This is a genomic window from Chitinophaga sp. W3I9 (assembly GCF_050434025.1).
In the GTDB taxonomy this organism is placed as follows: domain Bacteria; phylum Bacteroidota; class Bacteroidia; order Chitinophagales; family Chitinophagaceae; genus Chitinophaga.
On sequence record NZ_JBNPWC010000001.1, the window covers coordinates 2,221,235 to 2,247,153 of the forward strand.

The window sequence follows — 25,919 nt, forward strand, 5'->3', positions numbered from 1 at the left end:
CAGCGGGAAAGACAAAACCCGCTCTGATCCTCAACATAATACGCATTTCCTTTACTTATTTATTATTTTAACCGCATTTAACAGGGGTTTCACCTAAAAAGCATGGTCAATTCATAAAATCCTGCTTACCTTTGCTGCCTAAATTTTAATTGCATTTCATGGATAGAAATTCGGTCATTGGGTTTTTACTGTTGGGCGTTTTGTTGGTAGGATATATATTCTTCAACCAGAAACAACAGGCAGGAGCCGCAAGGGAAAAAGCCAGGCAAGATTCCATCGCAGAGCTTAACAAGCCTAAAACACCTTTAGCAGATACTGTCAGCCTTGCTGCTGCCGCCGCAGGAGGCCAGCTGGATTCAGCCCACCAGGCGCTGTTAAACGGCGAATTTGGCGTATTTGCCGCTGCTGCCACCGGCAACATGCAGAACACAGTACTGGAAAACGATGTGGTAAAGATCACTTTTTCCAATAAAGGTGGCCAACCGGCAAGTGTACAACTGAAAAAATACAAAACTTATGATGGTGGTCCGCTGATGCTCGTGGAAGGCTCTTTTAACCGCCTTTCGGTTGAAGTGCCTGCCAGCTTAACAAAAATGCTGAACAGCGCGGATCTGTTCTTCACCGCCGGCCAACCCCAGGAAGGCGCAGGTGGCGTAAAAACAATCGCATACCGTCTCAATACCAATAACCCGGCTTCTTACCTGGAATTTATCTATTCCCTGAAACCAGGCAGCTACGTAGTGGATTATACCATTCACGCAGTTGGTATGCAAGGCTTACTGCCAGGCAACCAGAACTACCTGAGCCTCCAGTGGAACAGCCAGGAAGACAAACAGGAACACGATCTTGAAAATGAGCGCCTGAACAACCAGGTGCATTATATGCTGGAAAATGATAAACATGATTACTTCACCCTCAGCCGCACCAGTCATGAAAAACTGGAAAACAAACTGAAATGGGTGAGCGTAAAACAGCAGTTCTTCAATACCACCCTGATCGCTAAAAAGGAACTGTTCACTAACGTGGATGTAAACACGAAAGTGCCGGTAAGCCCTAATATCGTAGGACAAACATTCAGCACTATACAGATTCCGTATAGCCGCACCAATGATTTCTCCTTCCCGGTTGAGATCTATTATGGTCCCAACCACTATAAAACACTGAAATCTTTTGATATCGGCCTGCAGAAGATCATTCCGCTGGGTACCGGTATCTTTGCTTTTGTGAAGTATGTAAACATCTTTATCATTATCCCGGTGTTTAACTTCCTCAGCGGATTTATCAGCAACTACGGTATCATCATTATCCTGCTCACCCTCTTCATTCGCCTGTTGATAGCTCCTTTTACCTACCAGAGCTATGTTTCCCAGGCTAAAATGAAAGTGCTGAAACCTGAAATTGATGAGCTGAAAGCAAAACATGGCGACGACCAGCAGGCATTCGGTGTGGAACAAATGAAACTGTTCAAGAGTGCAGGCGTAAACCCGCTGGGCGGATGTTTACCCGCATTGCTGCAGCTGCCTATCCTGGTGGCGATGTACAGCTTCTTCCCGTCTTCCATTGAGCTGCGCCAGGAAAGCTTCCTATGGGCAAAGGATTTGTCTACTTATGATTCTATCCTGAACCTTGGCTTCAACATACCGTTCTATGGCAACCACGTGAGCTTGTTCACCATCCTCATGACCATCACCAGCTTGATCCTGGCGTTCTACAATCGTGGAATGACCGACCAGAGCAACCCGGTAATGAAATACATGCCTTACGTAATGCCGGTAATGTTGCTGGGTATCTTCAACCGCCTTGCTGCGGCACTTACCTTCTACTACTTCCTGTCTAACGTGATCAGTATTCTGTTACAGTTTGTGATCCAGAAGTTTATCATCAACCATGATAAAATCCACGCACAGATCCAGGAAAATAAAAAGAAACCAAAGAGCAAATCCAAATGGCAGGAGAAACTGGAAGAAGTCCAGAAACGCCAGCAGGACATACAGAAGAAAAAGTAGGATTAATACAATCTGAACATTTCAATAATATTTTTTCGCAGAAGGCTTCCCGTTAAGGAAGCCTTCTCTATTTTTGAACGGATATGACAAAGAGATGGTTTTTATTGATGTGCGCCGCCGGTACAATCACCGCCGCACAGGCACAGGACACTATTCCTGATGCTGCACGCATTCAGGGAATAGTGAACTACCTGGCGTCCGACAAACTGAAAGGCAGGGGCACCGCAGAAAAGGGCGGGAAAACAGCCAGCCACTACGTGGCAAAACAGTTTTAAAAAACTGGGACTGAAGCCGGTAAACGGCAACAGCTTCTTCCAGGATTTTATATTTACCCGGAAAGAACATAAAGATATTCCCAGCAGGAACGTAATCGGGTATCTCGATAACGGCGCCGCACGTACGATTATCATTGGCGCCCATTATGATCACCTCGGAACGGCCGCTTTATTCGATGGAAAGTATCCCATCGGTGAAATCCACAACGGTGCAGATGATAATGCTTCCGGCGTGGCAGGCCTGCTGGAACTGGCGCGGCACTATGTAAAGAACCAGGGCCGCGAGCCCTTTAACTTCCTCTTTATCGCTTTCGGTGGGGAAGAGATGGGGTTGCAGGGTTCAAAATATTACACGTCACATCCGCTGATGCCGCTGGATAAAGTGCATTTCATGCTCAATATGGATATGATTGGCCGCTACAACCCGGAAAGGGGCATCGGGATTGGTGGCTATGGCAGCGCAGAAGAGTGGCCTGCGGTGTTCAAAGATGTACAGCAACCGGACATTAAATACTTTACAGATGCAGCGGGGAAAGGCGCTTCTGATCATCATAATTTCTATATAAGCGGGGTACCGGTGATGTTTTTCCATACCGGTGGTCACGACGATTATCATAAACCTACCGATGATGCGCCTAAGTTACAGGCCAAAGCAGAAGCCGGCATCGTGCAGCTGGAAATTCAGCTGATCAACCGTGCCATGGCTTTCCCGGTATTGCATTATGTAGGGGAGAAGAGTTAGGAAATAAGTTCTACTTCGTATACCGGGCTAAAAAGAAACCATTTATTAGACGCTACCTCTTCACAGCGGTAGCGTTTTCTTATTTTATCCCCTCTGCGGAATACGCGTCCGTCTTTGGTTTTAAACAGTCCGTTTAAGGGAACCTGTTCCACGAAGAAATGGTTTTCTTTCTGCAGGTCGTAGTTTTTCAATACCCGCATCAGGTTTTCATCTGCGCAGGAGCTGGCAGCGGGATTGGCCATGCTCTGGCGCACCGCAGTTTCCACATCGGGTGGCAACAGGCTTTTACCTACAAAGTCGCGCAAAATAAAAGAGAACTCCTGCTTCCATTCCTTGCCATGCGACGCCACGCGGTTGGCGTATTTATTAAAGGTGGTGAGATGTGCAATTTCATGCAGCAGGGTGAGCAGGAAAGCGTATTTATTCAGGGAGCCATTTACACTGATCCGGTGTCCTTTGCCCTGCCCATCGGGATGACGGTAGTCGCCGAGTATACTCGACCGTTCGCGTGTAACCGTCAGGTGTACCTTATAGGTACTCAGAAAATCCATTACCTGTCCGAAAGTTCCTTCCGGTAAGTAGGACGCTAGTGCATTTAAGGGCGCCTCTTTTTTCAAATAGATTATTTTTTTAGCCTTGTCAGCCGGAAAAGGCTGATTGTTTCAAATACAGTATACACCAGGTACAGGAACAACAGCATGAAAATGGTGAGCTTACTCACATTGGGCTTATAAATAAGCACGTAAGCAGCTATACCAATGACGCAAAGAAAAAGTTTGCTGAGCGTAGAGCCATAAACGGCCCTGATAAATGCATTGTGGTTGGAAGAAGCGAGTCCCCGGCGGCTCATAATATAAGACACCAGGGAAATAATAGCCATGATCAGGTTACCGGCCATCAGCACATTCACATGTGTGCCAAGGTCCAGCAACCTGGGTTTGAATATGATAACAAGTCCGTTTAGAATTCCAAAAACTGCGAATAACCGTATAAAAAATCTATCACTCATGCCGTCGGGTGTCTTTTATAATTTGCCACAAAAGTATGGCTAAAGCAATTAAAGAAAAAATGATCAGGAATACCGGGAACCGCCAGCCAATCCATTGGTCTAGTTTATATCCCGCAAATACTCCCAAACCCAGTGTAGCCATCATCTGGAAGGCTAATCCGACATATCGTAAGAGGAGATTTCGGTTATTCGGCTTCCTGGAGGACGGTTTTTCCATGTTTCTGGTTATCAGCCGGCTGCTGATCGTCCATGTAGCAACGGCCATTGAACTTAGCAGAAGGCTCCATTTCAAAATGAGCGGTGTATACATCGCCCTTTACTAATGCATTCCCTTTCAGAAATAATAATTCTTCTACCTTGATAATTCCTGTTACCCTGCCCAGGATGTCAGCACTCTGGCATACCAGGTCACCGGTGATTTCACCCTCAGGTCCTACCACTATCTTAGCTTTGGTAGATACCAGGCCATTCACCTGTCCGTCAATTCTGATATCGCCTTCACATACAATGTCGCCCTGGATAGAAGTGCCATTGCCTATAATATTAACCGTTGATGTTGGCAACATGGACTTGCTGTCACCTTTCGATTTTTGATTGCTATTAAACATAGGGAGTTAGGTTTTTCAAGTTTAGTGTGTAATATAAATAAATATATATAAAATTTTTGTATTTATATACTAATAGGTGCTGTTATCTACGGCAGGCACTTTTAACATCGTGGTGTCCACTTTCCCGGTAAAATCGCCGTTAATTACCTTTTTGATATTGTTCAGATACTGGTCGCGGGCATTGATAGCCGTTTCCAGCGAATCAGCCCTCATTTTCAGATGGATAAACTCTTTTCGTTGTTTCAGATCTCCATAACCTGGGATGTAATAACGCAGCGGCGTAAATACCACCGTAGCTACCGTAATGGCTACCAGTAACACAAAAAGGGTGCTGAAGGCAATGTACACGCTCATCCGGGAGAGTTTGAATGAGGTCACTTCTTCATAGGTATCGTCATTCATAATTACCAGACGGTATTTATGACTTAGTTTTTCCAGGTTTCGTCTGCTGTTTTTATTCCCCTTCTTGGCCATGTTTTGCGGTACTTCTTAAAGAATGCTATTTCTTTTAAGGCGGGCTAAAGTTAATCATTATTGTAAAATAGGAAACAGTGTTTTGAGGATTGCCGGCAGAAAGAAGTCTTTTTATCTGAAAACCAGCCGATTAAAATGTATCTGCTACCGGAAAAAGTCTGCATCACTTCTTCCAGACGCATATTCAATCAACTATTTTATCCTATCTTTAAAATATTTTTTCAAACTGTAAGTTATATATATTTAGCCTATACACCCTGGCATCCATGAATTGCATCATCAAACTGCTACCAAAATATTCGGGAATAATAATTTTGTCATGTTGCCTGGTTTTGCAGGCTGCCCGGGCACAAAATAACCCTCAAAATCAGCCTCCGCAAACAAATTCCCAGGGCCAGGCCCCCGGTAAACAGCAACAGCAGCAAAAGCCTGCCGTCAAGCCCCTTTTTAAACCGCGCGAACAACGCGTGCAGGACCGCCGTCCCCCTTCTGAAGTAATGCTGGAGAAAAAGAAATGGACCTGGAAAAGACAATTCTTCCAGAACATGGCTACCCGCTTCAACTATTACTTTCATGCCAGGGTTAAACTCGACCGGGTAGTGAAAACCGCTAACCGCGACGGCCAGGATAATTATAATATCCTCCTGCCGTTTTATCCCTTCAGTCTTCAGAGCCAGGGCTTCAGCAAAGGTGAACTGGACTCCGTGATCGATAAAACAAACATGGCCATCCAGCTCCATGACCCCCGCGGTAAATGGATCGACGATTGCTTCCTGCTCATGGGACGCGCCTACTTTTATGAAGGCGACCTCGAAAATGCCAATAAAACATTCCAGTACATCAATATTGCCTTCGCACCCAAAACGAAGTCGGAATACAAAACAGTAGTGGGAGCGCATGAAAATGACCAGATCTCCATCGCCACAAAAGAAAAAAGAAAAGGTGTCTTCGGCCGCCTTAAACATACCAAAGCACGTAACGACGCTTTCCTGTGGAGGGCCCGTACCCTGCTGGAACAACAGGAATACGATGAAGTACAGGCGCTGCTCAATATCCTGAACAATGATCCTAACTTCCCCCACCGCCTCGACGGCGACCTGGCGGAAGTACGTGCCTACAGCCACTATATCCAGAAAAGGTACCCCGAAACAATAGAACCGCTGAAAGTGGCCATCGATAAAAGTCATGATAAAGTGGCCAAAGCCAGGATGTCGTACATCCTCGGCCAGCTCTACCTGCAGCAGCAGCACCCGGATTCCGCCCTCGACCAGTTCCGCAACGTGATCAGCATGAAACCCGATCCTATGATGGATTTCCAGGCCCGGTTACAGATTGCCAGAACCAACGCGGAAACCACCGGTAACATAGCAGGCAGCATAGCAGGTCTCCGCCGCATGCTCAAAAAGCAACGGTTCGAACGGTTCCGCGACGGGATCTACTATACCATGGGCGTGCTCGAATATCCCGATCACCCGGAAGCGGCGCTTAACTATATGAAACAATCACTGAAAATACCCAGTGACAACCTCATGCAGCGCACCATCACCTACAAAGGCATGGCGGATATTTACTACGACCAGCGCAATTATACCGATGCAAAAAAATATTACGACAGCACCGCGGGTGTAATGACAAAGGATTTTGCAGACGCCCCTACCGTGGAAACCCGCAAAGAAGTGCTCACGGAAGTGGTGGCACGGCTGGAAACCATTCACCGGGAAGACAGTCTCCAGAAATTAGCCGCCATGTCCCCGTCCGACCGGAACATTGTGTTATCGAAAATGGTGGCCGTCATGGAAAGTGAAGCCGCCGAAAAGAGAAAGAAAGATAAACTGGCCGCCGCCAATCCGCAGGAAAGCGCATCCTCCTTCAGCATGACCGGAGCAGGCACCGCCTATTCACCAAAAGAAGAAAAAGGCGACTGGTATTTTTATAATGCAGGCAGTAAATCAGCCGGCTATTCTGAATTCAAACGCAGATGGGGCAGCCGGCAGCCGGTAGACAACTGGCGCCGCAGCCAGAACGGCGTGGTAAATGCTACCAACAGCGCCGGCCCGATAGAAATTACAGAGGAAACAAAGTCTGTCATCCTGGGCGACGTGCCGGCAGACACGATCAGCACGGCATCCCTTGCCGCAGGCTTGCCGCTGACACCGGAAAAACTGGCCGCCTCACAAAAAGCAGTACACGAAGCCTGGTTCGATCTCGGCAAATTATATCACGATAAACTGGAAAACTATTCACTGGGCATAGAAACCTACGACTCCCTGCTGATCCTCTACCCGGATCATCCAAAGAAACCGGAGGTATTGTATTCCCTGTATGTATGGCATAGCAAACTCAATCATACCGCCCAGGCTAATCACTATAAATCAATGGTGCTGAACCAGTACGGTAATACCAATTTTGCGGACATCATCCGCTCAGGCGGGTTAAGGGATATCGACAGCCAGAAAAAGAAAGAGATCAGCGCCGCTTATGACGCCGCTTATGAAGCCTTCCGCCACGGTAACTATGCGGAATCGATGGCTATGAAAAAACAGGCCGACAGCACCTTCGGCGTTAACTTCCTCCAGTCCAAATTCGATCTGCTGGAAGCAATGCTGATCGTGAAAACAGATACCCTGTACGCCACCGATACTCTGCAGTTGTCGCGTAAAGCAGTACAGGCAGTACTTACCAAGTACGCCGCGGATGAGCCGGTACGCGCTCAGGCACAGGCTCTTATGGATGCCCTGAACCGCCGCGCAGAACTTTCCGACTATCTCGCCAAGCTGGAAGTAAGGAAGAAGGACGCCAACGGCGTATTGCTGGATGAAGATGTTTCTATGCGATACCCCTGGCAAAATCCACAACCGGTACTGGCCGACAGGATCAACGGCGCCAAAACGCCGGTCGATTCGGCTAAAATAGCCGCCGGTATGGCTGGCACACTGCCTGCGCCCATAGTGCCCATCGCACCGCCAAAACCGGTAACGCCCTATAAAATATCGCCCGACAACCCGTTTTTTGTAGTGCTTTCCTTCCAGCGCGTGTCTAAGGAGCTCATGGATGAGGGCCTTAACCAGTTTACACGTTATAACGCTGCCAAACATGCCACTGATAAAATTGAAGTCGGCAGTTTTGTGCTCACCCCTAACGACGTGATGCTGATTTTCCGGCTTTTCCCCAACGAAGACAAAGCCCTGGCCTACTTCGATGAGATCCGAGATGAGGCTGCTGCGAATATCATTCCCCGGATAAGACCCACAGAGTACAATTTCTTTGTGATTTCCAGGGATAATTTCATCTTATTAAACAGCACCAAAGACCTGGCCGGTTACCGTAAGTTTTTTACAGATAATTATGTGACCCAGTAAGTATTTTTGGAATTTTAAATAGCTTTGTCGGTCGGGCTGCCATAAACAGGCTTGTTTATTGCATATAAACTTTATTGAAAAAATTATATATATAGCCAACAGATAGTGATAAATTGTCTTTCATATAAAGAAATCGGGCAAAATCTGGCCATAAAACAAATTAAATAAGCGCATGAAAAAATCGGTGAAAATATTGTGGCGGGTGGCTTTTGGTATCTTAGCATTAATTGTTCTCTTAGTTTTACTCATTAACTTCCGGATCATCGGCAGCATGCCGTCGATGGAAGAACTGGAAAATCCGCGGGCAGCACTGGCCGCAGAGGTAATTGCCGACGACGGTACCATTCTCGGTAAGTACTACCAGGTGGATCGTTCCAGCAGCGACTATAATGAGATCTCCAAAAACGTGATCAACGCGCTGATAGCAACAGAAGAAACCCGTTTTTATGATAACTCCGGTATCGACCCCAAAGGCACACTGGCTATCCCTTTTTACCTGCTCATCGGTAAAAAACGTGGTTCCAGTACCATTACCCAGCAGCTGGCTCTGAACCTGCAAACGGATAATCTGGGAAAACAACGCTCCGGTAACCCGATTGGCAGGGCGTTTCAGAAAGTGCAGGAGTGGATCATTGCCGTAAAACTGGAAAGGAACTTCACCAAACAGGAAATCCTTACCCTCTACCTGAACACCGTTGCCTTCGGCGATAACGTATATGGTATTGAAAACGGGGCCAGAACATTCTTCAGCAAAGATGCCGGCCATTTATCTATCGAAGAAGCTGCTATCCTTGTGGGAATGCTTAAAGGCAACACCCTGTATAACCCGCGCCGGAACCCGCAAAATGCCCTCCAGCGCCGTAACACCGTGATCAGCAATATGCAGGAAGCCGGCTTTATTACGCCAGCGGAGGCCGCATCCGCGAAAAGCAAACCGATTGTACTGCACTATAATAAAATTGATCACAACAAAGGACTGGCCCCTTATTTCAGGGAAGTGCTGCGCGATGAACTGAAGAGCTGGTGCAAAGTGCATAAGAAAGCCGACGGATCAGAGTATAACCTCTACCGCGATGGACTCAAAATATATACGACCATCAACCCGAGAATGCAGTTGTATGCAGAAGAAGCGGTGGCCAAGCACCTTGCGGTGCTGCAAAAATCACTCTCTGCACAAAACGATATCAAAACTGGCAATGTTTGGAAGAAATGGCCCAAATTCCTGGATCAGTATATGAAGGAATCTGACAGGTATAAATCCATGAAAGAGGACGAAGCAGACGATTCTACCATTGCCAGGGCATTCAATACGCCGGTACGCATGAAGGTATTTGGCTGGAGAAGTTCTACCGAACCAGACCTGAATGAAATAGATACCACCATGACCCCGCTGGATTCCATTAAATATATGCGTGCCATTTTACAGGCAGGCTTTATGGCAATGGACCCTGAAAGTGGTGAAGTAAAGGCCTGGGTAGGCGGACCGGATTTCCGCTACTTCAAAAATGATCACGTGGCAAAAACACGCCGCCAGGTGGGTTCTACATTTAAACCCTTCCTGTACTGCTTCGCCATTATGAATGGCATGTCGCCAAATACTATTTTGCCAAACGAACCGATTACCATCAACGGCTGGACGCCGCATAATTCGGAAGGCAGCACCGGTGGCAGCATTACGATGGCGGGCGCACTGGCAAAATCACTGAACCTGGTGGCCGCCTACCTGATCAAACAGATAGGGGCCAAGCCGTTCGCTGATTTCGCTAAAAATAAAGTAGGCTTTACCAGCGATATCCCTGCGTACCCGGCCATTGCGTTGGGCGCCGTGGAGCTGTCGCTGTATGAACTCCTGCAAGGGTACACCATGTTCCCCGCCAGAGGTATTAATACCAAACCTATTTACATCACCCGCATAGAAGACAGGAATGGTAACATCCTGGAAACCTTCGCGCCGGTGAAACGCGAGGTGATCAGCGAAAGGGAATCTTATACCATGGTGAAAATGATGGAAGGCGTGGTAGCACCAGGTGGTACCGGCGCCCGTGTCCGTTCCCGCTTTAACATTCAGGGTGAAATAGCCGGTAAAACCGGTACCACCAACGATAACACCGATGGTTGGTTCATGGGCTATACGCCTAAAATACTGGCCGGCGCATGGGTAGGTTGCGAAAACAACTTTATCCACTTCAGCACCACCGCCATTGGTCAGGGCGCCAATACCGGCTTACCCATCTGGGCGTATTTCATGCAGAAAGTATATGCCGATCCAACCCTGAAAGTAAGCTCCAACGATCATTTCCCGGTACCGCCCAATATGAGCGAAGACGATATTTACATGAATTACGATTCCAATGTAAAACCGGGCGCTGAATCTGAAAACGTAGGCAACGGTTCAGCCGACGATTACGGCTCCGGCGATGCCAGCGATTACGCCACCCCTGGCGCCGACAGCCAGGAACCCGCGCCCGCAAAGCCAAAAGAAGAACACAAAGACAATAAAGAAAACAAGCCGAAAGCTACCATGCCGCCCGCGCCCAAAAAAGGCGAGTGAGCGAAGGTTGTCTTTCTCGCTGATTACGCTGATTATACTGATTCAGGAGATTTGATCACTTTTGATTTTAAAAGATTTGAGGAGATATAAGTGGATGTATTCGCTTATATCTCCTCAAATATTTTAAAATCCTTTATAAAATCCAAAAAGCAAAATCAAGCAAATCATTATAATCAGTGTAATCAGCGAGAAAGACAAAATCCGCACTTATTTATTAGCTTCGCCCCACCAAACCATTAAAAAAACAGTACAATGAAAAATGCAATCAAAGCACTGCTGCTGGCAGGCCTGTTGCCATTGGCATCGGCTGCGCAGGACAGCACCCAGTTTATCAAGGGAAGCTGGAAAGAACTCACCGCCAAAGCAAAAAAGGAACACAAACCCATTTTCATCGACACGTATTTTGAAGGATGCCATGCCTGTAAAGACATGGAAGTAAAAGTATTTCCACGACCGGAAGTAAAGAAGTACATGAACGAGCACTTCATTTGCACCGGTTATGATGTATTTAAAGAGGAGTTTGGGAAGGAACTCTGCGCCAAGTACTTCATGACCGGATTTCCTACTTACCTGATCATTTCCGGGGAAGGAAAGCTGATCAATACCGGTATGGGTTACCAGGAACCACCGCAGTTCCTGCAATTCCTGGAAAATAATATTGCCAGATATAAAGCGGGTGAGTACCTGGGCGGTTTTGGCAACAGCCTGAAAACCGATGACCCGGAATTTTATCGAACCTTCTTTTTTGCAAAAGACAGGAAGTATCCGGATAGCGCCGTGGTAAAGGAATACCTGTTAAAACAAAAAGACCTGTTTAAGGAATCCGTATTCAAGGTAATGCTGGTATGCCGCAACCTGCCAGCTAACTACAGGGAGTTCTATATAAAAAACAGGACTGCTTACCAGGATCGTTTTGGCGTGGAGCTGAATAAGAACATATTAAACGGCCTGCTCAGGCAGGACCTGGCTGCCCTGCCCAAACAACTGGATACGATGGCATTTGAGGCATTCCTGGCAAAACAGCAGCAGGTATACAGTGCGGCCGACTGGCACGAAATAGAGATGTACTACGCAGAGAATTATCTTTTTAAAACCTGCAAAAACGCAAAGGCATTCCTGGAGTTTGCCATCGCCCATAAGGATCTGAACGATAACCGGGTGCGTTACATGCGCTTTTATATGGCGGGGGAGCTGGAAAAACAACCGGAACTGAAAGATTTGTATGTGCGTTGGGCGGCGCCGGCTCTTACAGAAAACTCCAGCCTGGAAGCCATCTCCATGATGGCGTATATGTGCCGGGAAGGGTATAAGGAGCAGGCAAAGAAATACTTCACCTGGGCGGTATCCAAAGCTACTGCTATGGGACAGCCGGCAGACAATTACAGAAAAGAACTGGAAAAGCTGGGAAGCTGATCTCCGGGAGATAACATAAAAAAAGGAGCACAGATGACCTGTGCTCCTTTTTTTATATCTTCTGACAATTATTATCAGCTAACGGCTTTATTTACCAGCGCAGCTGCTTCGCTGAGCAGGATGGCTGACTGTACTTTCAGACCGCTTTCTTCGATCAGTACTTTTGCTTCAGCAGCATTGGTGCCCTGTAAACGTACAATGATAGGCACGGTGATGTTGCCGATAGATTTGTAAGCATCAATAACACCCTGGGCAACCCTGTCGCAACGAACAATACCACCAAAGATATTGATCAGGATAGCTTTTACCTTAGGATCTTTCAGGATGATACGGAAACCTGCTTCCACGGTTTGTGCGTTGGCGGTACCACCTACGTCCAGGAAGTTAGCCGGTTCACCGCCGCTCAGTTTGATCATGTCCATAGTAGCCATGGCCAAACCGGCGCCATTTACCATACAGCCTACGTTACCGTCCAGTTTCACGAAGTTCAGGTTGTATTTGCTGGCTTCTACTTCGGTAGGATCTTCTTCAGAAATATCACGCAGGGCTTCCAGATCCGGATGACGCATCAGGGAGTTGTCGTCCAGGTTTACTTTGGCATCCACGGCAATGATCTTCTCATCACTGGTTTTGAACAGCGGGTTAATTTCCAGCATGCTGCAATCCAGTCCTACGTATGCGTTATAGAGGTTGGTTACAAATTTCACCATGTTTTTGAACGCTTCGCCGCTCAAACCGAAGTTGAAAGCGATGTTACGCGCCTGGAACGGCTGCAGGGTCATATTTGGTTTTACCCACTCTTTGTATATTTTTTCAGGAGTGCTGTGTGCTACCTCTTCGATATCCATACCACCTTCAGTGGAATACATGATAACGTTCTGGCTTTTAGCACGGTCCAGCAGGATGGACAGGTAGAATTCCTTTACAGGGTTAGCGCCCGGATAATAAACATCCTGTGCTACCAGTACTTTATTTACCAGTTTACCAGCATCGCCGGTTTGAATGGTAACCAGGGTGCCTCCCAGGATATTTCCTGCTATATTTTTAATATCTTCTGCATTTTTTCCTACTGCCACACCTCTCTGTTCCGTACCACGGATCTTACCTTTTCCACGTCCGCCCGCATGAATCTGGGCTTTTACAACGGCAAATTCATTACCAAATTGCACTTTCAGCTGCTTGTATGCTTCCGCAGCCGCTTCAGGGGTATCCACCGGGATACCTTCCTGTACCGGTACATTATATTTTTTCAACAGTTCTTTAGCCTGGTACTCGTGTAAGTTCATCGGAATAAAATTTGCCGCTAAAATAGGTCATTATGATTTAAATATAAAACTGCAGTCATTTGTGAATTAAAAAATAACTTTGCGCGGGTTTGTTTTTTAAATCCGGCTTTTTTTAATGTATAAACAGATGAGTGAATTAACAGCAAAGATCACGGCAGCGGGGGAGTATATCAGCAAATTCTGGCAAAACAAGCCAGTGGCGGGCATTATCCTGGGCAGCGGCCTGGGTAACCTGACAGGGGAAATTGAGGATAGCATTGAAATTCCATACAGCGACATACCCCATTTCCCCGAATCTACGGTGGAAGGGCATTCCGGCAAATTGATCCTCGGATTCATGCAGGGGAAGCCGGTAGTGGCTATGGCAGGGCGTTTTCACTTTTATGAAGGATTTTCCATGCAGCAGGTAACTTTTCCTGTGCGGGTCATGAAGGCCCTGGGAATCCATACTTTATTTATTTCCAACGCCGCCGGGGGGATGAACCCATCTTTCCAGGTAGGCGATCTGATGATCATCCGGGATCATATCAACTTGCAGCCGGAACACCCGCTGCGGGGCAAAAATGAGGACACGCTGGGTCCACGTTTCCCGGATATGAGTGAACCCTATGCCAGAACACTGATCGATGCAGCGAATAAAATTGCTGCGGCCAACAATATATCTTTACATAGCGGCGTATATGTAGGCGTTCAGGGGCCTACCTTTGAAACACGGGCAGAGTACAAATATATGCACATCATCGGCGGCGATGCCGTTGGGATGAGTACCGTACCCGAAGTAATTGTAGCGGCACATGCCGGTTTGAAAGTATTTGCCATGAGTGTGATCACCGATATCGGTATCCGTGAAGAAGAAAATGTGATCACCCACGAAGAAGTACTGGCAGCTGCAAAAGCAGCAGAACCTAAGCTTACGCTGATATTTAGTGAATTAATCCGGCAACTATAAACGCTTTTGTTACTTTCGGATGAGGCAAATTTTCATTTTCATAGCCCTGCTGTTATTGTGCGGGAATCAATTAATGGCCCAGTTTAACTCGGGACGCATCAACAATATGGGCGGTGGCGGCGGCGGCACCAGCAAAATGCAGCGGGATACAGGGAAACATGAACACGAGCCGGATACGCTGACATTAACCTACCGTATCCTCGGTGAACCCACCGATTATAAGCTCGACTCCTCCGTGGCCGATTTTCAGACCAATTATCTGAAAGTACCTTCCTCGTACACCACGCTCGGTAACACCGGCAGCGCAGCTTATAACATGATTTATACACCACGCATGAAACCCGGTTTTGACGCCGGCTTTCACGCGTACGACGTATATTCCAATTCCCATAAGGATGCCCGCTTCTACTATACTACACGCCCTTACACAGAGCTGCAGTACCTGGTAGGCAGCAAACAGGAACAGATTATCGGGCTTTCCCATACCCAAAACCGGACGGAGCGCTTCAACTTTGCATTCGACTACCGCAAAATAAACGCCCCCGGCTATTTTCGCTCGCAAAATACCAATCACGATATCTACCGCTTTACGGCCCGGTACCAGAGCAAAAATAAACGCGCCCATACCTACCTGAGCTTTTACTTTAATAAGATCAACGGCGGGGAGAACGGAGGGATCAGGAACGATTCCTTCATGAACATCAGCACTTACAAACAACGCAAAACCATCCCGGTAAACCTGGGTAATGATGCGTCAACAACATATGCTTTCTTTGGAGGCAGCATACCGGTGAAATCCAACTACCGCGAAACAGGGTTCCTGATCCAGCAGCAGTACGACTGGGGCCGCGGCGACAGTATCCACGTAAACGATACCACCGATTATTATAAGTATGATCCGATATTCCGTGTACAATACACGTTCAATTATCAGAGTAATAACTACGAATTCCTGGATAGCAGCCCTGATACCGCTTTTTATTCCGGTCACTATAACTTTTTACCTGGCGATACGGTAGCATCCAAGCACCAGTGGAAAATGATTTCCAACGACCTGTCGCTGATCCAGTTCCCTGTACTCGGTAACCAGGGACACTTTATTAACATTGGCGCTCGTTTCGAAAGTCTCACCGGTACCTTCCTGGACGCAGATATTAATTTTACCAACCTGGCCGTGCATGGAGAATACCGCAATAAAACGCGCAACCAGAAATGGGATTTCTCTGCAAGAGGTGAGTTTTATGTAGTAGGACAGAATATCGGGGATTATGGTTTTTATGGAATGTTAAGGAGACATATTAACGACTTCCTTGGGGATGTCCGCCTGTCGGTCAGCAACGTAAATAAGGAACCCTCTTACGTCTTCAAATATTTTAACAGTACAAATGATGCCTGGTATAATACGGGCCTGTCGAAGGAAAATATTACCCAGCTGCAGTTTGCCACCGAAAACAAAAAGCTGAATTACAGCCTGGCGGCCAATTATTTCTTGTTTACCAATTACACCTATTTTAAAGATTATTATCACAGCGAACAGTATAACTCGCTGTTTAACCTGTTACAAATAACGTTTAGCAAGAAGTTTAACATCAAGCCGTTTGCCTGGTATGTAGATATCGCCTTCCAGCAGCTGCATGGCAACGGCCCGTTGAACGTGCCCACTTTCTGGACCCGTAACCGGTTTGCCTTCGAAAAAAGACTGTATACAAACCTGAACCTCATGACAGGGATCGAACTGCGCTATAACACCGGTTATTATGCAGATGACTATTCCCCGCTCACCGGTCAGTTTATTTACCAGAATGCCACCAAGATCAGCAACGCTTTGCCGGATATTGCAGCATTCGCCAACTTCCGGATCAAATCCTTCTCCGCATATGTGCGTGCAGAAAACCTGAATACTTTCCTGGGTGATAACAATTATGCGGGACCATTATACCCGTATAATAACTTCGCCTTCAGGTTGGGGCTCAGATGGTGGTTTATTAACTAGCTATTACATATAACTATATGATGACCGGTATTGTGGCGACGCAATCCCGGTCATTTTTTTTCTTATCTTTGTAATTCATCATGAAGCAATTTTTCGCCATATTATTTGCAGTACTGTATATCACGCTCACCAGCGGGTTTGCAGTAAACGTGCATTATTGCATGGGCAAACTGGCCTCTGTAGATCTGCAGGAAGCTCCGGCTGACCACTGTGGAAAATGCGGAAAGCCTTCAAAAGGCATGGATTGCTGTAAAGATGAGTTTAAGTTCTGTAAGGTTACTGAATCGCACCAGGCCGCCAAAGCGCTGCAAGCCGGTTTCAGCCCTGCCACAGATATGCAGCTGCCCGTAAGGATTTTACCTGTTTCCGCTTTGCCGGCGCAGGAACTATTTTTCGTGAGCCGCCCCCACGATCCGCCAGACATTCCGTCTGCGCCTATTTTCCTCCGCAATTGTACTTTCCTGATCTGATGCAGTTTTTAATGTAGTGTTGGTTGCTGTAAGGCAGCACCGCTATTGCTTTGACTGTTATTCATCTTATTATTCAATTTATTTCATCAGATCATGAAAATAGTATCCATTATATTGCTCGCACTGGGCATATCTTTCGGCGCAAACGCGCAATTTAAAAAAGCCAGCGTACACGCCACCGGCCTTACCTGCGCTATGTGTTCAAAAGCTACATATGAGGCCCTGGAATCACTTCCTTTTGTTGATAAAATAGATACCGACCTCGATAACACCACTTTCATTCTTACCTTCAAAACCGGTGCACCGGTGAGCATTGATGCCATTAAAGGTAAAGTGGAAGATGCCGGTTTTTCTGTAGGTAAGCTGGTGATGACTGCTAATTTCGATGCTGTAAGCGTGCAAAACGATACGCACGTAGCATTTGCCGGCAGCACTCTCCATTTTATGGATGTAAAGAACCAGGTATTATCCGGGGATAAGGACATCACCGTAATTGACAAAGACTTTATTTCTTCCAAACAATTTAAAAAATTCAGTACTGAAACCACTATGCCCTGTTATAAAACAGGTATGATGGGCGACTGCTGTAAGACTGATGGCGCTGCTGCTTCCAAAAGAATTTATCACGTCACCATTTAATAGCTGGCCGGTATATGAAAAGAATTTTAATAATAGCCACGATCATCATGGCGGGTAACAGCATAGCAGCTGCCCAGGAATTGTATGTAAATACAGAACCGGCGAGCAATATGCCCGCCAACTCACTGGGGATCAGGCTCACCAATAAATTTTTCAACATGAAGCATTCGGGCGATAACGGAATGCGCTTTGAGCCGGAAGTAATGTGGGGCGCTAATAAAAAGCTCATGCTGCATGTGCTGGGATATGCGTCCAATATGATGCAGAACTCTGTAAAACTCGAAGGTGGTGGTGTATACGCCAAATACCGTTTCCTGTCGCTGGACCAGCAGCACGCGCATTTCCGCATGGCTGCCTATGTAAGAGGCGCCGTGATCAACAATCCATATTACCCGGAAATGCCCGATGGCTCACATGCCATGCGACCGTACGACAATAAGGAACTGGATCTGGAAGGAGCTACTTCGGGTGTAAACGGGGGTATTATTGCTACACAACTGTTACATAAACTGGCATTGTCCACAACGTTGGGCTACTCCCGTTATATGAACAATGTGAAGGATGAAATTCCGGACGACTTCTCCCGGAGTTCCGTAAATTATAGTCTCTCTGCAGGGTACCTGGTTTTGCCGGTGAAGTATAAAAGCTTCCAGCAAACCAATTTAAACCTTTACGTGGAACTGTTGGGCAAAACCAATACAGACGCGGTGGGCAGAGGTTCCTACCTGGACATAGCGCCCGCAGTGCAGTTTATTTTTAACAGCACCACCAGGCTGGACTTGTCTTACCGCACCCAGTTAACCGGAGATATGGCTAGGAATACCTCCAACTCTTTTTTAATCAGGGTGGAGCATAACATTTTTAATATCAAAAAGTAACCGATGGCAACAACAGATCTGTTTATAAAGAATATGGTTTGTCCGCGCTGCATCAAAGTGGTTACTACCACCATTGCCGCGCAGCAACTGGACGTTGAGGATATACAACTGGGCAAGGTAACCGTTGCAGGTAATGTTTCAGAGAAACAGCTGCAGCAGTTGTCCGAAGCGCTTCAGCAGGAAGGATTTTTACTGATAGATGATAAAAAACAGCAGCTGATTGCCGGCATAAAAAGTATTATTGTACAGGCGGTGCATCATTCAGAGCTGGATGAAATGAAAGAAAACTTTTCCACCTTACTGGCAGGAAAGTTGCAGAAGGACTATCACTATCTGAGTAATCTTTTCTCTGAAACGGAAGGCACTACCATTGAACAGTATATTATTCAGCAGAAAATAGAACGGGTAAAAGAGTTGCTGGTATACAATGAATTAAGCTTAAGTGAAATTAGTTACAAGCTGGGATACAGCAGCGTGGCCCATCTTTCAGCACAGTTCAAAAAAGTAACGGGTCTCACGCCAAGTAAATTCAAACAATTGAAAGCGCCTGAGCGTATACCATTAGATAAGATATAGAAGTTAGTTGTTTTAGTTTTAGTTTAAAGAGAAGCTGCTGCACATCGTGGCTTCTCTTTTTAAAAAATCCGGACATGAAGAAAGTTGTTATAAGCATATTGAAATTTGTTCAGTCGCTTTTTGTGAAGAAAGATTGTTGCAGATAGATAGCAGGGAGAATGATTTTTAAAGCCGCAGATGTAGTGTCTGCGGCTTTTGTATTTTGGCGCGTTGTTATTTCGCAGATGCCTCAGCCATGCTTCAGACATGCGTATGTTATGGGGAATCCATGGACTCTTCATGCACTCCTCATGGACTCCTGATGCACTCCCCATGCACTCCCAATACACTATGTCCCGTTTCAGATGGCGAATAAATGATATGTGTGTTGTCTGCGTAGGTAAATTAAAGCGGGCATTATGATTTACTGGTAGCGAATGCAAGCAAAATAAAAGGGAGGATAAAGCAAAGTCAGCTAAATATACTAGTAGGATACCAACTCGGTCGCTTTTTGTGAAGCAGGATTGTTGCAGAAAGGGTTTTGTGGGAGACTATCCTCCTGCTTCATCATGCCGTTTAAAGCCAATCATATTACGCGGCTGCTGGGGTGGACTCAGTAATTCCCTGAGATATTCAAAGACAGTTGTATGTCAGCATTGTGGCTACCGGGCTTCTTTTCCAGTTGCTCCAGCTTCAATAAAATATCTTTGTGCGTAGACAACATTTCCCGCATTTTTACGAAGATTTCAATAATACGGATGCTCACCTGTATAGCCCTTTCGCTGCGTAATACATTTGCCAGCATTAACACACCATGTTCAGTAAAAACATATGGAAGATAGTCACCAAGGTGCTTTTTGGATGGTATCGCATTTTGCGATACCATGCTTTCCACTTCCTCCTGTCCCTTGATATAATAGATTTTACTGATTAATACCTCATCATGTAAAACCATTTCTTTTCTTTCTTTACTCATGATTAAAATATAAGATTATAGTGTAAAACTTTGATCCGGATTACCATTTCCGGTAAAAGTTGGTTTTCTCACTTTATGCAGAAGAATACTCATACACCAGCAAACCCTTCAACGTCATATTCCTCACTGCAATTTTTTATGTAACATGCTTCATGATTCATAGTTGTAAACCGGAAAACATTCATTTTCTATAGTGGCAGCCGTAGTAGAAGGCTAACCGCTTCCATTTCCCGTTCTCCAAAAATTTTCAGCACAGTATTTGTAAATTCCTATCTTTACCATAGCGATTTACTGCAGATGAAGAACAAAATTTTTATTATCAGTTTGTTATGCGGATCTGGAATGTGCTTGTTGTTAGCCTGTGTAAATAAAAAAAAGCATACCGCCCCCAAACAAAAACAGATTGTAGCAAACATCAAACAATTGGATGAAGTGATCACGGAGAGTATCACCGAACGATTGTCGGCCCTGAAAGATAATGATGGCGAACTGGAAGACAGTTTGCAATCTTTCCGTGCTTCAGCTATACAGGATTTTTACGGAGCCGATAAACCGTCCAGCCAATGGTCAAAGAACGGGATTACCAATCCCGCAGCCGATTCCATGCTGTATATGATCCAGCACGCGGAAGACGTGGGGCTGTTGCCTGCGCAATATCATGAGCCCGCGCTAACAGCTGCCTGGGAACAGATTACCAACGATGCTACCGCAAAAAAAGATGCCGCCCTGTGGGCAAAAGTCGATGTGCTGATGACAGACGCCTTCATGAAAATGGCGTCCGATCTCCGCTACGGCGTTGCTCCGCGTGACAGCATCACTCTTAAAAAGGATTCAGCGTTTACCGACGAACAACTGATCACACAATTGCGGCAGGCATTGAACGAAAAAAATGTAGCAAACATCCTGCATTCACTGGAGCCTACGCATGAAGGGTATATCGCCCTGAAAGAAGGGATCCAGTCTTTCAAAGCCAAATACGAAAACTATCACTGGGATACCTTACCGCTCAATTATACCGACACGCTTGGATTCCGGCAACTGGTGATCAACCGGCTGGTACAAAGCGGCCATCTCGATACCACGGGCCGGGAGCTGGATTCAGCCTTACTGAAAACCGGTGTAAAAACTTTCCAGAAAGAATTTAATATTTATGCCGATGGCGTAGCAGGAAAGAGAACAGTGATGGCAATGAACCGCTCTATGCACGACTGGATCATGCAGGCCGCTGTAAACCTCGACCGATGGCGTAAGCTGCCGGATACATTGCCGTCCCGGTATATCATGGTAAACTTGCCCGGCTACAATCTGAAGGTAGTGGATAGCGGAGAAGTGGTGCTGGAATCGCGCGTAATTGTGGGTACACCCCGTACCCGCACGCCGTTGCTCAATTCCTATATGACCAACTTCATGATGTTCCCTTACTGGCGGGTACCTTACAGTATTGTATTTAAGGAAATGCTGCCGGCTATTAAAAAGAATGTCGGCTATCTTGCGGCTAAGAACCTGGAAGTAATAGATAGAGATGGCAATACAGTAGATCCTTATACCATCGACTGGTCGAAACTCGGTAAAGGGCATTTTCCTTATGTGTTACGCCAGATGGATGGAATAGATAATTCACTGGGCATCATGAAATTTAACTTCAGGAATAAGTACAGCGTATACCTGCATGATACCAATAACCGCGGACTGTTTAAAAATTCCATGCGCGCCATGAGTCATGGTTGTGTGCGGGTGCAGCAATGGGATAGCCTGGCGCAGTACCTGGTGCGGGCGGATAGCTTACGGCATGTTGGAGACAGTGTTCGCGTATGGCTGGCGAGGGAGGAAAAGAAACAGGTAGATCTGCCTAAACATATTCCTATTTACCTGCGGTATTTTACTGCAGAAGGACAAAATGGTAATCTTGTTTTTTACGATGATATTTATGGAGAAGATAAAATATTAAGAAAGAGGATGAAGTTGTAAGCAACCCATCTGGTTAAAATAAAAAAGCAGCGGATACTTTATCCGCTGCTTTTTTTATTGTCTTTATGAACTTACGCCAGTTTCGCTTTCAGCGCAGTATCCAGTGCTTCCAGGAATTCTTCTGTATACAGGTAGTGTTTACCATGTTCTACTTTGTTACCGTGGATACAAACAGCCAGATCTTTGGTCATTTTACCACTTTCAACGGTTTCAATACAAACCTGTTCCAGTGCCTGGCAGAATTTGATCAGTTGCTCGTTGTTGTCCAGTTTACCACGGAATTCCAGACCGCGGGTCCATGCAAAGATGGAAGCGATGGGATTGGTGGAGGTAGGTTTACCTGCCTGGTGATCGCGGTAGTGACGGGTTACAGTACCATGTGCGGCTTCTGCTTCCATTGTTTTACCATCGGGGGTAATGAGGGTAGAAGTCATCAGGCCGAGAGAGCCAAAGCCTTGTGCAACGGTATCAGACTGTACGTCGCCATCGTAGTTTTTACAGGCCCATACAAAGTTACCATGCCATTTCAGTGCGCTGGCCACCATGTCATCGATTAAACGATGTTCATAAGTTAAGCCGTTTGCCTGGAATTCAGCTTTAAACTCCTGTTGATAGATTTCTTCGAAGATATCTTTGAAACGGCCATCATATTTTTTCAGGATGGTGTTCTTGGTGCTCAGGTATAAAGGCCATTTTTTCATCAGTGCCTGGTTGAAACATGCACGGGCAAAGCCTTTGATAGATTCGTCGGTGTTATACATGGCTAATGCAACGCCATCGCCTTTGAAGTTGTATACTTCGTGTTCGATCACTTCGCCATTTTCGCCTTCAAACTTAATAGTAAGTTTACCCTTTCCTTTTGTAACGAAATCGGTAGCGCGGTACTGATCACCGAAAGCATGACGACCAATACAGATCGGGGCAGTCCAGTTAGGCACCAGGCGGGGAACATTGCTCATTACAATTGGTTCACGGAATACAGTGCCATCCAGGATATTACGGATGGTGCCGTTGGGGGACTTCCACATCTGCTTCAGGTTGAACTCCTTTACGCGATCTTCATCGGGCGTAATGGTAGCGCATTTGATACCTACGCCTACTTCCCTGATAGCATTGGCGGCATCAATGGTAACCTGGTCGTTGGTAGCATCGCGGTGCTCCATGCCAAGGTCGTAATATTTAATTTCAACATCCAGGTATGGAAGTATCAGTTTATCCTTGATGAATTTCCAGATGATTCGTGTCATTTCATCACCATCCAGTTCAACTACCGGATTAGCAACTTTAATTTTTTCTGCCATTTCGGGTTTTTTAAAATTAAATTAAAAGCATTTCACAACAATTATTCAAGCGAGTCCCAATTGGGATAATCACGAAAAATACGAATAGCTGTGAAAAAAACAAAATTTCGCGAATTTTGTCTTTTTCAGGATTACGCTGATCTTACTGATTACCCGGATTTGATCATTTTAGATTTAAAATGATTTGGGGAGATATAAGCGGATATATCCGTTTACATCTCCCCAAAAAAAATATCACTTATATTTTCTCGGAATTATTTTAAATCCACTCGCTGATATCTCCTCAAATCATTTTAAATCTAAAATGATCAAATCCCTAAATCAGTAAAATCAGCGTAATCAGCGGGAAAGACAAAATTCGCGAAAGACAAAATTCGCGCTTAATGCAGCATCTGCTTGATCACTTCATCCGCAAATTCGCTGGTTTTCACCAGGGTGGCATCGTCCATCAGGTTGTAGAAGTCGATGGTAACACGTTTGCGCATGATGGCGGTGCTGAGGCCGTGAACAATGATTTCAGCCGCTTCTTTCCAGCCCATGTATTCCAGCATCATTACGCCGCTCAGGATCACGGAGGATGGGTTCATGGTGTTGGTGTTGGCGAAGCGGGGTGCAGTACCGTGTGTGGCTTCAAATACAGCATAGCCGGTCAGGTAGTTGATGTTGGCGCCTGGGGCAATACCAATACCGCCTACCGCAGCGGCCAGTGCATCAGAAATGTAGTCGCCGTTCAGGTTCAGTGTGGCTACTACAGAATAATCCTGTGGTGCCAGCAGGATCTGTTGCAGGAAGTTATCCGCAATTACATCCTTGATCAGCAGCTTTCCTTTTGCCAGGGCTACTTTCAGTTCTTTGTTGGCTTCTTCTTCGCCAAGGTCTTTCTTGGTTTTTTCCCAATGTTCCCAGGTATATACTTTATCACCGAATTCTCTTTCTGCCAGTGCATAGCCCCAGTTTTTGAAACCACCTTCGGTGAATTTCATGATGTTGCCTTTGTGCACCAGGGTGAGCGACGGACGTTTGTGCTCCAGCGCATAGCTGATAGCGGCGCGTACCAGTCTTTCCGTACCTTCAATAGATACCGGTTTAATACCCAGGGAAGAGGTTTCCGGGAACCGGATCTTTTTAACGCCCATTTCATTTTGCAGGAAATCGAGCAGTTTCTTTGCTTCAGGCGTACCCGTCATATATTCAATGCCGGCATAGATGTCTTCCGTATTTTCGCGGAAAATCACCATGTCCACTTTCTCCGGGTGTTTCACCGGGGAAGGTACTTTGTTGAACCAGCGTACAGGCCTTACACAGGCGTAGAGGTCGAGCTCCTGGCGCATGGCAACGTTCAGGGAGCGGATGCCACCGCCAACGGGAGTAGACAGGGGACCTTTGATAGATACCAGGTATTCTTTCAGCGCATCCAGTGTAGCCTTTGGCAGCCATTCACCTGTTTGCTGGAAGGCTTTCTCACCTGCCAGTACTTCTTTCCATTCAATTTTCCTGTCACCGCCATAAGCCTTTTCTACAGCTGCGTCGAATACACGTACACTGGCTCTCCAGATGTCCGGACCTATTCCGTCGCCTTCTATAAATGGAATGATGGGGTGTGCAGGGACCTGTAACAGGCCATTGTTCATCGATATTTTTTCTGCCGGCATAAAACGGTTTCTTATGCGTTACGTAATTGTTGTAATCGCGGGCAAAGGTAAGGCTTTTCCGTTTACGCAGGGGGAACATTTACCCTTTATTCCCCAAATTTAACACCTACATATAACTTTTTGCTTATGTTAGGATTAATGTTATTTTGCTGGTCATTTTTCGCAGCAACAAAATCTTACATACCATCATGATTCCTGTTACGTACCTCGCCCTCGGCGATAGTTATACTATAGGTGAACAAGTTTCCCCCTCCGAACGTTTTCCTGTGCAGGCGGCCGCTTTGTTGCGGGAACAAGGCTTTGACGTATCAGATCCGCAGATCATCGCCACCACCGGGTGGACCACCGACGAACTGGAAGCCGGCATTGCCGCAGCACATATAAGTAAAACCTACGATATAGTAACACTGTTGATAGGTGTAAATAACCAATACCGTGGCCGTTCCGTGGAAGAGTATGAAACAGCATTTACCGCCCTTTTGCAAAAGGCCATCGTTTTTGCCGGCAACAATCCTTCACATGTGGTAGTGCTGTCTATTCCCGACTGGGGCGTAACGCCATTTGCCACCGGCCGCGACCGGGAACTGATCCGCCGGGAAATTGATGCGTATAACGCGGTCAATAAAGCCATTGCGGAAGAGTGGCTGGTGCCTTACCTGGATATCACGCACTTTACCAGGGAAGCCGCTCAGGATCCCGAACTGCTGGCAGGCGACGGATTGCACCCTTCCGGAAAGGACTACAGCCGCTGGGCCAAAGCCCTGCTGCCTTTGTTGCTACAAGCGTTGCACTGAGAAAAAAAATATCCTACATTC

General features: G+C 46.3%; 23 protein-coding genes. 14 read left to right on the plus strand and 9 right to left on the minus strand.

Annotated elements, in window-relative coordinates; translation table 11 throughout:
• The first annotated feature begins 158 nt into the window (after nt 1-158).
• From yidC to QFZ51_RS09395, 3 genes are all read left to right on the plus strand, one after another.
• Nucleotides 159-2,006, plus strand: coding sequence for a membrane protein insertase YidC (gene yidC, locus QFZ51_RS09385; protein ID WP_429045323.1), 1,848 nt, complete (start codon nt 159-161; stop codon nt 2,004-2,006).
• 83 nt (nt 2,007-2,089) lie between these two features.
• Nucleotides 2,090-2,281 carry a hypothetical protein gene (locus QFZ51_RS09390; RefSeq protein ID WP_429045324.1) on the plus strand — a complete coding sequence of 64 codons (192 nt, stop codon included), beginning with the start codon at nt 2,090-2,092 and terminating at the stop codon, nt 2,279-2,281.
• A gap of 133 nt (nt 2,282-2,414) precedes the next feature.
• A complete protein-coding gene (locus QFZ51_RS09395) occupies nt 2,415-3,023 on the plus strand; it encodes a M20/M25/M40 family metallo-hydrolase (protein ID WP_429051577.1) in 609 nt (202 codons plus the stop codon).
• On the opposite strand, the gene QFZ51_RS09400 is transcribed toward QFZ51_RS09395, so the two are convergent.
• From QFZ51_RS09400 to QFZ51_RS09420, 5 genes are all read right to left on the minus strand, one after another.
• Complete coding sequence (locus tag QFZ51_RS09400) at nt 3,020-3,640, minus strand: SprT-like domain-containing protein (protein WP_429045326.1); 621 nt, start codon at nt 3,638-3,640, stop codon at nt 3,020-3,022. The two genes, QFZ51_RS09395 and QFZ51_RS09400, sit on opposite strands and share 4 nt — an antisense overlap.
• 5 nt (nt 3,641-3,645) lie before the next feature.
• Nucleotides 3,646-4,032 (minus strand): hypothetical protein, encoded by a 387-nt coding sequence (locus QFZ51_RS09405; protein WP_079469049.1) that lies wholly within the window; start codon nt 4,030-4,032, stop codon nt 3,646-3,648.
• Nucleotides 4,025-4,297 carry an AtpZ/AtpI family protein gene (locus QFZ51_RS09410; RefSeq protein WP_429045329.1) on the minus strand — a complete coding sequence of 91 codons (273 nt, stop codon included), beginning with the start codon at nt 4,295-4,297 and terminating at the stop codon, nt 4,025-4,027. Before QFZ51_RS09410 ends, QFZ51_RS09405 begins: the two co-directional genes overlap by 8 nt.
• Nucleotides 4,218-4,640, minus strand: coding sequence for a bactofilin family protein (locus QFZ51_RS09415; protein WP_370909666.1), 423 nt, complete (start codon nt 4,638-4,640; stop codon nt 4,218-4,220). The genes QFZ51_RS09410 and QFZ51_RS09415 overlap by 80 nt, the downstream gene beginning before the upstream one ends.
• A gap of 69 nt (nt 4,641-4,709) precedes the next feature.
• Nucleotides 4,710-5,114 carry a hypothetical protein gene (locus QFZ51_RS09420; RefSeq protein ID WP_370909667.1) on the minus strand — a complete coding sequence of 135 codons (405 nt, stop codon included), beginning with the start codon at nt 5,112-5,114 and terminating at the stop codon, nt 4,710-4,712.
• A gap of 332 nt (nt 5,115-5,446) precedes the next feature.
• Here QFZ51_RS09420 and QFZ51_RS09425 point away from each other — a divergent pair, with 332 nt between their 5' ends.
• The 3 genes from QFZ51_RS09425 to QFZ51_RS09435 all read left to right on the plus strand — a co-directional run bounded on the left by QFZ51_RS09425 (nt 5,447) and on the right by QFZ51_RS09435 (nt 12,437).
• Complete coding sequence (locus QFZ51_RS09425) at nt 5,447-8,473, plus strand: tetratricopeptide repeat protein (RefSeq protein ID WP_429045332.1); 3,027 nt, start codon at nt 5,447-5,449, stop codon at nt 8,471-8,473.
• 172 nt (nt 8,474-8,645) lie between these two features.
• Entirely contained in the window at nt 8,646-11,024 is a 2,379-nt protein-coding gene (locus tag QFZ51_RS09430; protein ID WP_429045334.1) for a penicillin-binding protein 1A, read from the plus strand.
• 252 nt (nt 11,025-11,276) lie between these two features.
• Entirely contained in the window at nt 11,277-12,437 is a 1,161-nt protein-coding gene (locus tag QFZ51_RS09435) for a thioredoxin family protein (RefSeq protein WP_429045336.1), read from the plus strand.
• Nucleotides 12,438-12,511: 74 nt separating this feature from the next.
• On the opposite strand, the gene sucC is transcribed toward QFZ51_RS09435, so the two are convergent.
• Nucleotides 12,512-13,723 (minus strand): ADP-forming succinate--CoA ligase subunit beta, encoded by a 1,212-nt coding sequence (gene sucC, locus QFZ51_RS09440; RefSeq protein ID WP_079469042.1) that lies wholly within the window; start codon nt 13,721-13,723, stop codon nt 12,512-12,514.
• Between the two features lie 127 nt (nt 13,724-13,850).
• Here sucC and QFZ51_RS09445 point away from each other — a divergent pair, with 127 nt between their 5' ends.
• The 6 genes from QFZ51_RS09445 (at nt 13,851) to QFZ51_RS09470 (ending at nt 19,228) form a co-directional block, all read left to right on the plus strand.
• Nucleotides 13,851-14,672, plus strand: a complete 822-nt coding sequence (locus tag QFZ51_RS09445) for a purine-nucleoside phosphorylase (RefSeq protein ID WP_429045338.1) — start codon at nt 13,851-13,853, stop codon at nt 14,670-14,672.
• A 73-nt stretch (nt 14,673-14,745) separates the two neighbouring features.
• Nucleotides 14,746-16,665: a putative porin gene (locus QFZ51_RS09450; protein ID WP_429045339.1), complete on the plus strand. Its 1,920-nt coding sequence runs from the start codon at nt 14,746-14,748 to the stop codon at nt 16,663-16,665.
• Between the two features lie 80 nt (nt 16,666-16,745).
• On the plus strand, nt 16,746-17,135 hold the full coding sequence (locus tag QFZ51_RS09455; RefSeq protein ID WP_429045341.1) for an HYC_CC_PP family protein: 390 nt from the start codon (nt 16,746-16,748) through the stop codon (nt 17,133-17,135).
• A 93-nt stretch (nt 17,136-17,228) separates the two neighbouring features.
• A complete protein-coding gene (locus QFZ51_RS09460) occupies nt 17,229-17,774 on the plus strand; it encodes a heavy-metal-associated domain-containing protein (protein WP_429045343.1) in 546 nt (181 codons plus the stop codon).
• Nucleotides 17,775-17,788: 14 nt separating this feature from the next.
• Nucleotides 17,789-18,652, plus strand: a complete 864-nt coding sequence (locus tag QFZ51_RS09465) for a hypothetical protein (protein WP_429045345.1) — start codon at nt 17,789-17,791, stop codon at nt 18,650-18,652.
• A 3-nt stretch (nt 18,653-18,655) separates the two neighbouring features.
• Entirely contained in the window at nt 18,656-19,228 is a 573-nt protein-coding gene (locus QFZ51_RS09470; RefSeq protein WP_429045346.1) for a helix-turn-helix domain-containing protein, read from the plus strand.
• A 592-nt stretch (nt 19,229-19,820) separates the two neighbouring features.
• On the opposite strand, the gene QFZ51_RS09475 is transcribed toward QFZ51_RS09470, so the two are convergent.
• Nucleotides 19,821-20,183: an ORF6N domain-containing protein gene (locus tag QFZ51_RS09475; protein ID WP_429045348.1), complete on the minus strand. Its 363-nt coding sequence runs from the start codon at nt 20,181-20,183 to the stop codon at nt 19,821-19,823.
• Between the two features lie 342 nt (nt 20,184-20,525).
• Between QFZ51_RS09475 and QFZ51_RS09480 the strand changes: the two genes are divergently transcribed.
• Complete coding sequence (locus tag QFZ51_RS09480) at nt 20,526-22,151, plus strand: L,D-transpeptidase family protein (protein WP_429045349.1); 1,626 nt, start codon at nt 20,526-20,528, stop codon at nt 22,149-22,151.
• Between the two features lie 71 nt (nt 22,152-22,222).
• Here QFZ51_RS09480 and QFZ51_RS09485 read toward each other — a convergent pair whose 3' ends face one another.
• The gene (locus QFZ51_RS09485; protein ID WP_370909678.1) at nt 22,223-23,452 is read right to left on the minus strand and encodes an NADP-dependent isocitrate dehydrogenase; all 1,230 of its coding nucleotides are present in this window, start codon (nt 23,450-23,452) and stop codon (nt 22,223-22,225) included.
• 380 nt (nt 23,453-23,832) lie between these two features.
• Nucleotides 23,833-25,104, minus strand: coding sequence for an NADP-dependent isocitrate dehydrogenase (gene icd, locus QFZ51_RS09490; protein WP_370909679.1), 1,272 nt, complete (start codon nt 25,102-25,104; stop codon nt 23,833-23,835).
• 188 nt (nt 25,105-25,292) lie between these two features.
• Here icd and QFZ51_RS09495 point away from each other — a divergent pair, with 188 nt between their 5' ends.
• On the plus strand, nt 25,293-25,898 hold the full coding sequence (locus QFZ51_RS09495) for an SGNH/GDSL hydrolase family protein (RefSeq protein ID WP_429045352.1): 606 nt from the start codon (nt 25,293-25,295) through the stop codon (nt 25,896-25,898).
• Nucleotides 25,899-25,919: the final 21 nt, after the last annotated feature.